We start from the raw sequence: 11,635 nt of genomic DNA, 5'->3' as shown, positions 1-11,635 counted from the left end.
AGAGTCAGGTCGAGGACAGGAGCTGAGCGTGGATTGGCAGGAGCTGACGGACCTGACGCGCGGACAGGAGTTCGTGGTCGAGCGGGTCCGCCTCGCCGGCAGCGGCGTCGCGATCGAGGGGCAGTTCGAGCCGCCGCAACTGGCTCGGCTCAGCGTCGACGACCAGGTGTTCGTGGCCGCGTTCGTCCGGTCGCACGGCTCGATCAAGGAGATGGAGCGGATCTTCGGGGTGAGCTACCCGACCATCAAGTCCCGGCTGAACCGGATCGCCGAGAACCTCGACTTCGTCGACACCGACCCGGCGCCGACCGGCGCCGACGTCGTCGACCGGTTGCGGCGGGGGGAGATCAGTGCCGAGGAGGCGCTGGCCGAGCTGGAGCGGCCCCGATGATTCCGCAGCTGGTGACGGTGCGCTATCGCCGTACCGATGGCCGCTGGCTGCGGCTGTACATCCCCGTCGTGCCGGTGCTGCTGGTGCTGTCACCGTTGCTGCTGCTCATCGTGCTGGCCGGACTGGTGGCCTGCCTGATCTTCCGGATCGAGCCGCTGGGTGCGCTGCGCGGCGTGGGCCAACTGCTGTGCGCGCTGCGGGGCGCTCGGTTCGAGCTCGAAGACGGCCAGACGGCCGTGCTGGTAAGCGTCAGTTGAGTCAGGTCAAGGAGCAACGATGAACGAGCAGCGCCGTCAGGTCCTGCAGATGCTGGCCGAGGGCAAGATCACCGCGGAGGAGGCCGAGCGGCTGATCGACGCCCTCGCCCGGCAAGAGCCCGAGTCGCCGCCCGGAGCCGCGTCCCGCCAGAAGCCCCGACCGAAGTACTTGCGCTTCGTGATGCACGACAGCTCCGGCGCTGAGGGGCCGACGCGGATCAACATCCGGGTCCCGCTACAGCTGCTGCGGGCCGGAGTCCGGCTCGCGAGCTTCGTCCCTCCGCAGGCGCTCGCCAAGGCCAACGCGGAGCTGACCAAAGCAGGGCTACCGATCGACCTGGCCGAGCTCAAGCCGAAGGACCTCGAGGAACTCATCGACCAACTCGACGAGGTCACCGTCGACCTCGACGACCCAGACACCAAGATGCAGGTGTTCTGCGAGTGACAGAGCAATCGCCGGCGATCCAGGTGCAGGGGCTGGAGAAGTCGTACAAGGAGCTGCAGGTGCTGCGCGGCGTGGACTTCGAGGTCGCGCGGGGGAGCATCTTCGCCCTGCTCGGTTCCAACGGCGCGGGCAAGACCACGGTCGTGAAGATCCTGTCCACGCTGCTCAAGGCCGACGCGGGGACGGCGAGTGTCGATGGCTTCGACGTCGCCACGCAGTCGGACAACGTGCGGGAGTCCATCAGCCTCACCGGACAGTTCGCCGCCGTCGACGAGATCCTCAGCGGGCGGGAGAATCTCGTACTCATCGCCCGGCTGCGGCACCTCAAGGACCCGGCCAAGATCGCGGATGACCTGCTCGAGCGTTTCTCGCTCACCGACGCGGCCGCGCGGAAGGTGTCGACGTACTCGGGTGGCATGCGCCGCCGGCTGGACATCGCGATGAGCCTGATCGGGAGTCCGCCGGTCATCTTCCTGGACGAGCCGACGACCGGGCTCGACCCCGAGGCGCGCCTCGAGGTGTGGAACAGCGTCAAGGAGCTCGCCGGGCAGGGTACGACGGTGCTGCTCACGACGCAGTATCTGGACGAGGCCGAACAGCTCGCCGATCGGATCGCGATCCTGCGCCAGGGCCGGATCATCGTGAACGGCACCCTCGCCGAACTCAAGCAGTTGCTCCCGCCCGCCAAGGTCGAGTACGTCGAGAAGCAACCGACCCTGGAGGACGTGTTCTTCGCGATCGTCGGCGACGACCGTACGACAGCTGGGGAGCGAGGATGAGCACGCACTTCTTCGGCGACACCGCCGTTCTGCTGGGACGATCGCTGCGCCACGTCACGCGCAGCCCGGACACCATCATCACGACCGCGATCACGCCGATCGCCATGATGCTGTTGTTCGTCTACGTCTTCGGCGGTGCGATCCAGGCAGGGTCGGACTCATATGTGAACTACATGCTGCCCGGCATCCTGCTCATCACGATCGCATCCGGCGTCGCCTACACCGCGTTCCGGCTCTTCATGGATCTGAAGAGCGGGATTTTCGAGCGCTTCCAGTCCCTGCCGATCGCCCGGTCGGGCGTGCTGTGGGGCCACGTACTGACGTCACTGGTCGCCAACCTGATCTCGCTCGTGGTCGTCGTACTCGTCGCGCTGCTGATGGGCTTTCGCTCGGGGGCGGGAGTGCTGGCGTGGCTGGAGGTCGCCGGCATCCTGATCTTGTTCACGCTGGCGTTGACCTGGCTCGCCGTCATTCCAGGCCTCACCGCGAAGACCGTGGACGGCGCGAGTGCCTTTTCCTACCCGCTCATCTTTCTGCCGTTCATCAGCTCGGCCTTCGTGCCCACCGAGACCATGCCAGGGCCGGTACGCGCGTTCGCCGAGAACCAGCCGGTGACGTCGATCGTCAACGCCATCCGCGACCTGTTCGCACAGCAGCCGGTCGGCACCGATATCTGGGTAGCTCTCGCCTGGTGTGTCGGCACTCTCGTCGTCGCGTACATCTTCGCCATGGCCACGTACCGCCGCAGGATCGCCTAGCTCAAGTGCTGCCGTATCAGACACGGACTGTCAGGCTGCGACGAACAGGCCGGTGAGGTACATGATGGCGAGCCCGGCCGACAGGCCACCGATGGTCGCGGGGCTCAGGATCCGGCCGGTCTGGGTGCGCAGGCCGGGCGCGAGCTGGATCACGACCTGGACGATGGCGCCGACGCCGAGGCCGAGCAGCAACGCTGAGAGCGCGGCGTTGGCCACGGTGGCGCCGACCATTGCGCCGACGATCGCCGGACCGCCGGCGAGCAGGCCGAGTCCGAGCAGGCGGATCACCCCGGGGCGTTGGTGAGTCAGCGGTGCGACGACCGCCAGGCCTTCGGTGGTGTTGTGCAGGGCGAAACCGACGACGAGCGCGGCACCCAGGGCAAGTTCGCCGATGGTGTAGGCCGAACCGATCGCGAGACCCTCGCCGAGGTTGTGCAGTCCGATCCCGATCGCGATCATCAGCGCGAGCCTGTTGCCATCCGGTTCCTGGTCGGTTCGGTGCGACGTCCGGCTGTGCAGGACGCGGTCGACCGCGGTGAGTGCGAGGAAGGCGAAGGCAGCGCCAAGGAAGACCAGCAGTGATCCACCGAAAGCGCCTCCGGACTCATCGGCCAGTTCGAGTCCTTCGAGCGTGGCGTCGACGGCGAGGAAGGCGAGTAGCCCGACGGTCAGCGCCAGCAGCACCCGGACCGCGGCCTTGCCCGCGCGGCGCAGTACAGGCAGGAATGCCATGCCCAGCACGACCGGGATGATGCCGACGTAGGTTCCGAGCAGCGCCATCAAGGCCAGCAGGTCAGGTCCGGTCGACGGAGTCGTGACCGCGACCGGGATCTCGTGCTCGATGACGGCGCCGGTCGAGGTCAGCAGCGAGACCCGGTAGGGCTGCCCGTCCTGCCAGGGAAAGTTCATCCGCACTGTGTCGGTCGCGAGCCGGCCTAGTGGCTGCGTGGCACCGGTGAACGAGACATAGACGTCGTTGACGAAGATCTGGGCGACCTGCACCGGGTCCGGGCCGGTATTGCGCACGGTGAGTTCGATGGTGCCCGGCGCCAGGACGGTCCGTTCGACGGCCACCTGTTCGACCGGAGGTCCGGTTCGTTCGGGCAGGCTCCGGCCGCTGAGCAGCAGCAGCGCGGCCAGGCCGGCGACGACGGTCGCTACCGCCACGGTGGCGAGTACCCAGACCGGTGCACGCGTGCGCGGCCTCGGCGCGGTCATTCCGTCACCTCGAAGAACCCCATCCAGCCGAGGTCGGCGAACTCGCTCTTGTGGGCGTGAAACATGTACTTCCCCGGATACGGGAAGCGCAGTTCGCAGATGCCACGCTGGCCCTGCGCCTGTACGACGGTGTCGGTGTACTCGCTGGGCTCCAGCCGGGTGCCGGTCGGGTAGTAATCGAAGAAGTTCCCGTGCACGTGGAAGCTGTTGATCGGGTCGTACTCCAAGATGTTGACCAGGTAGATCCGGACCAGTTCGCCGCGCTTCACCCGGACCGGTTCGTGCATGTAGTGGAAGGGGATCCCGTTGACGGCGTACAGCTGGTTGCCCTCGGCATCGAATGTGGTGTTGTAGCCGTGCATCACCATCACCAGCTCGTCGGCCCGCGGGCGCGGCTGGGGCGGGTCGATGATGAAGGTGCCGTACATGCCGCGGGCGATGTGCTCGGCCAATGGCCCGACGTGGCAGTGATACAGGTGCAGGCCGAACGGCTCGGCGTCGAACTCGTAGACGAAGTCGCCGCCCGGCTCGATCACCCCTCTGCCCAGGCCGGGTACGCCGTCCATCTCCGCCGGATGGATGCCGTGGAAGTGCATGGTGTGCGGATGGGCGGAGCCGTTGACGAACCGCACCCGTAGCCGGTCGCCCGCCCGGCAGCGCAGCGTCGGACCCGGCACGCGTCCGTTGAACGTCCAGGCCGGGAACCGCACCCCGGGCGCGACCTCGAGCTCGCGATCGTTCGCGAAGATCTCCCACTCGCGCAGTGTCCGTCCGTTCGGGAGCTTCGAGACCTTGCCGTAGTCGAAGTCCCGGAGGACCTCGCTCGGGTTGAACCCGTTGGCGACGTGGTCGACGGGGCCGCCTCGGAAGGCCGGCCCGCTGACCCCGCCGCCGTGGGCGTGCCCTTCCGGGTGAGCCGGGGGCGGCCCGGGGTCAGCGTCGTCGGTCAGCAGCCGCGCGGGAATCGCGCCGAGGGCGACGCCCGCCCCGCCGAGGAGTACCCGGCGCCGGGATGCCGCGGGCATCAGACACGCTCACCGTGGACGGTCTGGGCAAGCGCCGGCCCCAGCGCGTGGGTGCTCGGGCCGATCCGCACCCAGAGCGGTCCGCCGAACGGTTCCTGAGTCAGTACTTCCAGCTCGGCTCCCGGCACGATTCCCCGGTCAGCGAGGTACCGCAGCGCGTCGCTGTCGTCATCGGCAACCCGATCCACCCGGAACCGGCTGCCGGTCGCGGTGGCGGCCAGCGGGGTGGTCCAGGCCTCGACGTGCTCGCCCACCCGGGAGGGGATGGGGTCGCCGTGCGGGTCGTGGGTGGGGTGTCCGAGTACGGCGTCGATCCGGCTCTCCAACCGCTCGCTCAGGCTGTGCTCGAGTACGTCGGCCTCCACGTGCACCTCGTCCCAGGACAGTCCTAGGACCTGCACCAGGAATGTCTCCAGCAGCCGATGCCGACGGGTCACCTCTGTCGCGTGCAGTTCACCGTGCGGGGTGAGCCGCGCGTGACGGCTGGCGGATCGAGTGATCAGGCCGCCTGCTTCCAGCCGCTTCAGCATGGCCGAGACCGTCGGCGCCGTGACGCCCAGTCGTTCCGCCAGCGCGGACGTGGTCACCGGGGTGTCGCGGCCGGCCAGCTTGAAGATGGTTCGGAGGTAGTCCTCGACAGCTTCGGTCTGGTCGATCTCGCAACAACGGATCGGCTGCTGGACAATTTGTGGTGTCACACTCTGAGGTTAGATGACTCTAATCCTCCAGTACACAGCCCGGCACCGTGCAGGCGTACCTTCTGCAGTGGGGAGAGGTCGAAGCAAGCAGAAGGGGAGGAATGACATGAGCGGAAGCGGTACCGCGGAGGATCCGTGGGTTCTCAAGACACCACCCGGTACGTCGGAATTCACCATCTACCGTGATGACACGGCGGAACCGGCGGAGCTGGTGTGCCAGGTCGGTTCGACGAAGCTGCGGTACCTCGCCCGCTGTCTGGACGACGTACCCGCGATGCTGAAGACGCACGGTGACTGGATGGAGTTGGGGAGCGCGGACGAGGGGAAGCCGGCGAAGGACGGGACGCTGGAGGCCTGGGGGCGTGCCGACGGCAACCCGGTCGGGGGCTGGTACGGCCTGCGCAAGGGGTACCGGGGTCGCTTCGCGATGTACATCCCGCCTCTGCTGGAGGAGCTCGGCCTGGTCGAACTCGAACACAATCCTCGCAACAACCGCATCCGCGTTCCCTGACAACGAAAAGTGGTCACTCCGTCGACGGGTCGTGTTCGGGTGCCAGGAGCTTTGCCATCAAGGTGATGAACTGGCGCCGTTGCGCGCTGGTCAGGGGTTCCAGGACTTGCTCCTGAACAGCGTCGATGACGTCGTCCAGTTCCAGGAGTTGTGCGACCCCGGCCCGGGTGATGGTGACGATGTTGCGCCGCTTGTGCTTGGGGTCGACCGACCGCTCGACGAGCCGGCGTGACTCGAGCTCGGACAGGGCCGCCGTGACGTCGCTGCGATCGATCCCGGTCCCGCGGCCCAGGTCGGCCTGGCTCGCAGGTCCCCACTCCTCGAGCGCGGCCAAGAGGCGGTAGTGGTAGCTGCGAAGCCCGTGGCCATACGACTCGAACCCAGCGGCGAGGAGCCCCGACGAGCGCGCGAAGGTCCGGCTGATGAGCCAGGTCGGACGATCCTTGACGCGAGCGGGGGTACGACTCGGCGCGTGATCCATCATGCGTAGACGGTATCAGTTGTTGGCGCGGCCAACACTTGCTATGTTGGCCGTACCAACACTCAAGATTCTGGGAGACCGACTGATGGACACATCACTCACCAGCGTTCTGATCATCGGCAGGAGTCCGAGCGTGATCCTCGACGCTGCCGGCATCCTGCGGAGCAAAGGCTTCCGCGCGGACGCGACAAACCAGTTCGACGAGGTGCTGACGGAGTACGACACCACGAGCATCGATGTCGTCGTGTTCGGTGGGATGGTCCCGCCTGACGCCAAGCGGCACCTCAGAGAGGAGATCTCCAAGGGCAACGGTCACGTCACCTTCGTCCAAGGACTCGCCGGAATCGCAGGCCTCATCGCGGCCCAGGTGGAGGGCGTCACGTCGACGGCCCCAGACGACGCCGTGGCCTACGACACCACGAAGAGAACAGTGCAGCTCACCCTGAAGGAGCCGGCCCGAGTGGTGGTCGAGGCCTGGTGGGCCACGTCCTTCACGCCTCCCGAACCGACGAGCACGTCGATGCGGATCACCGACTCCGACTTCGACTCGGGGGAGTACCTCATTCCGCTCTCCGCCGACGTTCCGACCGTAGCGTCGTTCGTCACCGTGTCCGTCGGGCCGACTGTCCGCGCGTTCACGGTCGGCGCGATGCCGGAGGCAGTACGGCGGATGGTTCCCTCCGGTAGCCGACCGCCCGCACTCCCACCGGTCCGAGCGGTAGCAACCCACAGCAACGACTGACAAGCCGGCCAAACGGACCACGAGCGCGGGACCGGTCAGCCGCGCTGTAGGCGGCCTGCCAGGTAAACGGTCTCGACAGTGAGGTTCTCCGAAAGGACAACCAGGTCGGCGGGGTTGCCGACGGCAATGGTGCCGCGGGTTCCCCAGGCGTGGTTGTGGGCGGGTTGGTGGAGACGAGGGCGGCGGCTTGCGGGGGAGTGAGGCCGAGAAAGCGTACGACGTTGGCCAGGGCGTCGGACACGAAATGGACTGAGCCGGCCAGGGTGTCGGTGTCGCGGAGTTTCGCGACGCCGTCCAGGACGGTGACATGGCGGTCGGCGTACGAGTAGTCGCCGTCGCCCAGCCCGGTTGCGGCCATGGCGTCGGTGACCAGGATGGTTCGGTTCGGGCCGGCGGTGCGATCTTGCGCCGGTTCAGGAAGGCCAACGCGATTCACCCGACCTACCAGGCGATGATCGAGCTCGGCCGTGCCCAGAAGACCCTGTTCGTCGCCCGGTACCTGCGCGACCGGGATCTGCAGCGTGAGATCAACGAGGGCCTGAGCGTGGTCGAGTCGTGGAACGGCGGCAACCAGGTGATCTTCTTCGGCAAGGGCGGCGATATCGCGTCCAACCGGCGCGACGAGCAGGAGCTGTCGGTGCTGTGCCTGCGCGTGCTGCAGTCGGCGCTGGTGTGCGTGAACACGCTGATGGTGCAAGACGTCCTCGCCGACGACACGTGGGCCGACCGGATGACCGACGTCGACCACCGCGGTCTCACACCACTGTTCTGGACCCACGTCGTGCCCTACGGCGAAGTCCGGCTCAACATGGACCGCCGCCTCAGCCTGCGGGCCGACGCCTGACGTGTGCGACCAGGGCCTACCGCTGGTGCGCTACGCACAAGACACTTCGGGCCATCTACCTGGCGGTCTGCCAGGACACCGAATAGCCAGCGTCTGCCAGCGCCTGCCTGCATCCGGCGCATCAACAGGTCTCATCGTCCTGCGACAACGCAATCACCGGGACCAGGCCCGAGGCCGGTCGCAGAGGGTTTAACACAAGCGAACGCCTGTGGCGATGGCGCGGCGTGTCGTCTGCAGCAACATGCAGTGGGGTTGCGGGCCAGCAATTCGAACGATAGAAATTGCGTTGTCTATACCGGTGCCGCGGGGGCTGCGCTGGTGCTTCCGCCCCTTCGTCTGCTGGAGTGCCCCATGCGCCGCGCGCATAGGTTGCTGACGTCTGCCCTCGCTCTGTCTCTTCCGGCTTCGCTCGGAGTTCCAGCTGCTGCTTTTGCGCATCCACAGCAGGTTGTGCAGGTCGCGATGCCGCAGGTGGCTCGTGCGGTTGCTGGTCCGTTGGCGCCGCCTACGGCCGCGCGGGTGGCCAAGGCCTCGACGGCCGGCGGCTCGGCTGCCGGGGCCGGGGCCGGGAAGCCTGCGCGGGTTCGGGAGTTGCCCGAGAGGCGAACCCGATCCTCGACCTCGTATCGCATGAGCGACGGGATGACGCAGGTTGAGTTGTCGACGGAGCCGGTGCATTACAGGGATTCCAAGGGCAAGTGGCAGGACATCGACACCAAGGTCACCGCGGGTACCGGTGATGATTCGTTCGAGAACGCGAAGAACACGTTCCGGTCGCGGTTCGGCAAGTCGAGCGACCGGTTGCTGACGTTCGAGGCGGACGGCGACTCGATCAGCTTGGGTGCGGCCGGCGACAAGCGGCAGTTGACGCCGTTGGTGAAGGACTCGTCGGTGGCGTTCGCGGATGTGTTCGGTACGGCGGATGTGCGGTACTACGTGTCGCGCACGGGTGTGAAGGAGACCGTCGTCCTGACGGCGGCCGCGGATGTCGCGGGTGAGTACACGTTCGAGCTGCGCACCAGCGGGCTGACGGTGAAGGCGCAGGCCGATGGGTCGATCGGGTTCTTCAAGAAGACCAGTGACAAGTCTGGGGACGCGCGTGCGACGTATGTGATCCCGGCGCCGAACATGTTCGACTCCTCGCCGGACAACCGGCTGGGTCAGCCGGGCTACTCGGACAAGATCACCCAGACGGTGACCCGGCAGGGCGGCAGGACGCTACTCACGCTGAAGCCGGATCAGGCGTGGCTGGCGGCGAAGGAGCGTGTCTTCCCGGTCGTGATCGATCCGACGATCGTGGTGGTGCCGGATCCGGCGGCGGCGCAGGATACGTCGATTTCGGAGGCGGCCCCGGCGGCGACGTATGGCTCGAACTCGACGGTGCTGGTGGGGGATGACGCGAGTCACAACACGTGGCGGGGTCTGTTGAAGTTCGATCTGTCGATGATCCCGGCCACGACGACGGTCCGGTCGGCTGATCTGAATCTGCATTACGGGGCGGGGTTCGGTCAGGACGTGAGGCTGCCGTTCGCGGCGGTGAAGGTGACTTCGGGGTGGTCGGAGGCGGCGGCGACGTGGGCGTCGATGAACGCGGCGTGGGACGGGACGTATGCCACCAACAAGGTCACGGTCGACGATCAGGACACCTTGTCGGCGTCGTATGAGGGGTCGTGGAAGGACTATCCCAACGCCGGCGCGGTGAATGGCTCGTTCTCGTATGCGCCGGACGGTACGACGCCGGAGGCGTTTACCTGGGATGCGCGGGTGCCGAGTGATGGTGACTATCTGGTGCAGGGTCACTATTTCCAGGCGTCGTATCGCGGCAAGTTGGCGACGACGCTGACTGGTGCGACGGCCGGTGGTCAGGCGCTGGTGCAGAACACGACGTGGGACCAGACGACCGGTGCGGCGGCGGGGTCTTGGTACTCGTTGGGCACGATTCATGCGCGGCCGGGGAGCCCGGCGCGGGTGAAGATCGTTCGCGACCAGTCCGGGGTGGCGACGGTCCCGATCGCGGACGCGGTGTCGTGGACGAAGTATTCGACGGCGACCAAGCAGCCGGGGGATCGTGACGGCTGGCATTCGTATGCGCTGGGCAGCTATGTGCAGTCGTGGGTGGCCAATCCGGCGTCGAACTTCGGGGTGATGCTGAAGGCTGTCGATGAGGCGCCTGCGACGGCGCCGGCCGGTGGCCTGTACTACACCGCGAGCGAGGCGACGTTGGGCGGGGAGACTGCGGCGCGGCCGAACCTGGTGATCACCTACGACGAGCCTGGTGTCACGCTGAACCCGTCGTCGACGATCAACGCCTCCGGCCCGGAGCTGTCGTGGGGCAAGTATGTCGATCCGACGCCGGCCGACGATGACGACCTGGTCGAGTACCAGATCTTCCGGGGCTGCCGCGCACTGCCGGGGAACACTTGCGCAACGCCTGTCGGCGACTACTTCTCGACCACCGCTCCCGGTGCCTTGGAGTTGGTCGGGACCGTGCCGCCGGACGTGACCTCGTACACCGACGAGACGGCCAAGCCATCGACCGTTACCGGCACCGGCGACACCGACGCGGCGACCTACAACTACTGGGTTGTGGCCCGCACGGTCGGCGACGGCGCGTCCAACGGCAAGGCCGCGTCGAACGCGCAGACGGTGACGACGCCGCGCGAGGGCCGGATCCTGCAGTCCTTCAGCGGCGACATCACCAGTGGTATTTCCGACACGACGTTGAGCAAGACCCAGCCGAGCACGAACCTGTCACGTCCCGACGGCGGCACGCCTCAGGCCCCGAATACCCGGTATTGGGTGCAGGTTGGCAACAACCATCCGACGTACGGTGTCGAGCGTGGGGTCTTCAAGTTCGACACGTCGTCGATCAAGCAGGGCACGAAGGTCACCGACGCCCGGGTGGAGTTGTTCTCGAACTACGGTTCCGGTAGCGGCCGGGCGGACTTCGACCTCTACGGGCTGAACAGAGACTTCGTCGAAACCGAGGCGACCTGGAACCAGGCGACCTCGACGATCAACTGGACAGCGACCGGCGGTGACTTCGACTCGGACGCGCTGTTGGGATCGGTGAGTCCCGACGGCAACGCACAGCGGCTGACATTCGCCTCGACGGGCGCCACATCGAACCTGCTCACGAAGTTGCAGTCCTGGATCGACAACCCGGGCGACAACCACGGCCTGTTGCTGCGGACGCGCGACGAGGCGCCGGCTGCTGCGGGTCAGCAGTTGGTGAGTATCACGAACGGCGAGTCGCCGGACACGTTGTTCCGGCCGCGGCTTTGGGTCGAGCACCTGGCCAAGAACCAGGCCGAGACCTATCAGGTCGATGAGATGCCGGAGAGGTTTGTGCCGGGTACCACGATTACGACCCCGGTCACGGTCACGAACGCATCGAACGAGACGTGGCCGGCCGACGCGCAACTGTCCTACCGCTGGACCGAGCCGGACAGTACGACCGACATCACGGTGTCTGGTGACCGCAAC

13 protein-coding genes are annotated in these 11,635 nt (G+C 66.9%); 9 read left to right on the top strand and 4 right to left on the bottom strand.

Translation table 11 applies throughout. The features are described from left to right. Positions 1-28: 28 nt before the first annotated feature. Genes ACZ3HV_RS33605 through ACZ3HV_RS33585 form a run of 5 tightly spaced genes read left to right on the top strand, consistent with a single transcriptional unit; the run spans position 29 to position 2,630 of the window. Complete coding sequence (locus ACZ3HV_RS33605) at positions 29-391, top strand: DUF2089 domain-containing protein (protein ID WP_465690307.1); 363 nt, start codon at positions 29-31, stop codon at positions 389-391. Next, positions 388-648 (top strand): hypothetical protein, encoded by a 261-nt coding sequence (locus ACZ3HV_RS33600; RefSeq protein ID WP_465690305.1) that lies wholly within the window; start codon positions 388-390, stop codon positions 646-648. The genes ACZ3HV_RS33605 and ACZ3HV_RS33600 overlap by 4 nt, the downstream gene beginning before the upstream one ends. A 19-nt stretch (positions 649-667) precedes the next feature. Then, complete coding sequence (locus ACZ3HV_RS33595) at positions 668-1,093, top strand: SHOCT-like domain-containing protein (protein WP_465690303.1); 426 nt, start codon at positions 668-670, stop codon at positions 1,091-1,093. Then, positions 1,090-1,872 carry an ABC transporter ATP-binding protein gene (locus ACZ3HV_RS33590; RefSeq protein ID WP_465690302.1) on the top strand — a complete coding sequence of 261 codons (783 nt, stop codon included), beginning with the start codon at positions 1,090-1,092 and terminating at the stop codon, positions 1,870-1,872. The genes ACZ3HV_RS33595 and ACZ3HV_RS33590 overlap by 4 nt, the downstream gene beginning before the upstream one ends. Continuing rightward, on the top strand, positions 1,869-2,630 hold the full coding sequence (locus ACZ3HV_RS33585) for an ABC transporter permease (RefSeq protein WP_465690300.1): 762 nt from the start codon (positions 1,869-1,871) through the stop codon (positions 2,628-2,630). The genes ACZ3HV_RS33590 and ACZ3HV_RS33585 overlap by 4 nt, the downstream gene beginning before the upstream one ends. Positions 2,631-2,660: 30 nt before the next feature. Here the strand turns inward: ACZ3HV_RS33585 and ACZ3HV_RS33580 are convergent, their stop codons facing one another. From ACZ3HV_RS33580 to ACZ3HV_RS33570, 3 genes are read right to left on the bottom strand one after another with little or no spacing between them, the layout of a single operon-like run. Beyond that, positions 2,661-3,848, bottom strand: coding sequence for a ZIP family metal transporter (locus ACZ3HV_RS33580; RefSeq protein WP_465690298.1), 1,188 nt, complete (start codon positions 3,846-3,848; stop codon positions 2,661-2,663). Continuing rightward, positions 3,845-4,873 (bottom strand): multicopper oxidase domain-containing protein, encoded by a 1,029-nt coding sequence (locus tag ACZ3HV_RS33575; RefSeq protein WP_465690296.1) that lies wholly within the window; start codon positions 4,871-4,873, stop codon positions 3,845-3,847. The genes ACZ3HV_RS33580 and ACZ3HV_RS33575 overlap by 4 nt, the downstream gene beginning before the upstream one ends. After that, positions 4,873-5,571, bottom strand: a complete 699-nt coding sequence (locus ACZ3HV_RS33570; protein WP_465690294.1) for a metal-dependent transcriptional regulator — start codon at positions 5,569-5,571, stop codon at positions 4,873-4,875. The genes ACZ3HV_RS33575 and ACZ3HV_RS33570 overlap by 1 nt, the downstream gene beginning before the upstream one ends. Before the next feature lie 106 nt (positions 5,572-5,677). Here ACZ3HV_RS33570 and ACZ3HV_RS33565 point away from each other — a divergent pair, with 106 nt between their 5' ends. Continuing rightward, positions 5,678-6,082 (top strand): DUF6855 family protein, encoded by a 405-nt coding sequence (locus tag ACZ3HV_RS33565; protein ID WP_465690292.1) that lies wholly within the window; start codon positions 5,678-5,680, stop codon positions 6,080-6,082. Between the two features lie 13 nt (positions 6,083-6,095). Here the strand turns inward: ACZ3HV_RS33565 and ACZ3HV_RS33560 are convergent, their stop codons facing one another. Beyond that, a complete protein-coding gene (locus ACZ3HV_RS33560) occupies positions 6,096-6,566 on the bottom strand; it encodes a MarR family winged helix-turn-helix transcriptional regulator (RefSeq protein ID WP_465690290.1) in 471 nt (156 codons plus the stop codon). A gap of 82 nt (positions 6,567-6,648) precedes the next feature. Here ACZ3HV_RS33560 and ACZ3HV_RS33555 point away from each other — a divergent pair, with 82 nt between their 5' ends. The 3 genes from ACZ3HV_RS33555 to ACZ3HV_RS33545 form a co-directional block, all read left to right on the top strand. Beyond that, positions 6,649-7,305: a hypothetical protein gene (locus tag ACZ3HV_RS33555; protein WP_465690288.1), complete on the top strand. Its 657-nt coding sequence runs from the start codon at positions 6,649-6,651 to the stop codon at positions 7,303-7,305. A 307-nt stretch (positions 7,306-7,612) separates the two neighbouring features. After that, complete coding sequence (locus ACZ3HV_RS33550) at positions 7,613-8,149, top strand: Tn3 family transposase (RefSeq protein WP_465690286.1); 537 nt, start codon at positions 7,613-7,615, stop codon at positions 8,147-8,149. A gap of 642 nt (positions 8,150-8,791) precedes the next feature. Next, positions 8,792-11,635 (top strand): DNRLRE domain-containing protein (locus ACZ3HV_RS33545; protein WP_465690284.1); only part of this gene is annotated, 2,844 nt, incomplete at its 3' end.

It is taken from the genome of Kribbella sp. NPDC020701, from assembly GCF_055562215.1.
The sequence above is the reverse complement of the archived record's forward strand: the minus strand, read 5'-3'. Positions and strand labels throughout refer to the sequence as shown.

Excerpts from the sequence above, each read along its gene's own strand:
- ACZ3HV_RS33600 (WP_465690305.1), top strand. The coding sequence starts at position 388 with ATGATTCCGCAGCTGGTGACGGTGCGCTATCGCCGTACCGATGGCCGC.
- ACZ3HV_RS33595 (WP_465690303.1), top strand. The coding sequence starts at position 668 with ATGAACGAGCAGCGCCGTCAGGTCCTGCAGATGCTGGCCGAGGGCAAG.
- ACZ3HV_RS33585 (WP_465690300.1), top strand. The coding sequence starts at position 1,869 with ATGAGCACGCACTTCTTCGGCGACACCGCCGTTCTGCTGGGACGATCG.
- ACZ3HV_RS33580 (WP_465690298.1), bottom strand. The coding sequence starts at position 3,848 with ATGACCGCGCCGAGGCCGCGCACGCGTGCACCGGTCTGGGTACTCGCC.
- ACZ3HV_RS33575 (WP_465690296.1), bottom strand. The coding sequence starts at position 4,873 with ATGCCCGCGGCATCCCGGCGCCGGGTACTCCTCGGCGGGGCGGGCGTC.
- ACZ3HV_RS33565 (WP_465690292.1), top strand. The coding sequence starts at position 5,678 with ATGAGCGGAAGCGGTACCGCGGAGGATCCGTGGGTTCTCAAGACACCA.
- ACZ3HV_RS33560 (WP_465690290.1), bottom strand. The coding sequence starts at position 6,566 with ATGATGGATCACGCGCCGAGTCGTACCCCCGCTCGCGTCAAGGATCGT.
- ACZ3HV_RS33555 (WP_465690288.1), top strand. The coding sequence starts at position 6,649 with ATGGACACATCACTCACCAGCGTTCTGATCATCGGCAGGAGTCCGAGC.
- ACZ3HV_RS33550 (WP_465690286.1), top strand. The coding sequence starts at position 7,613 with ATGGCGGTCGGCGTACGAGTAGTCGCCGTCGCCCAGCCCGGTTGCGGC.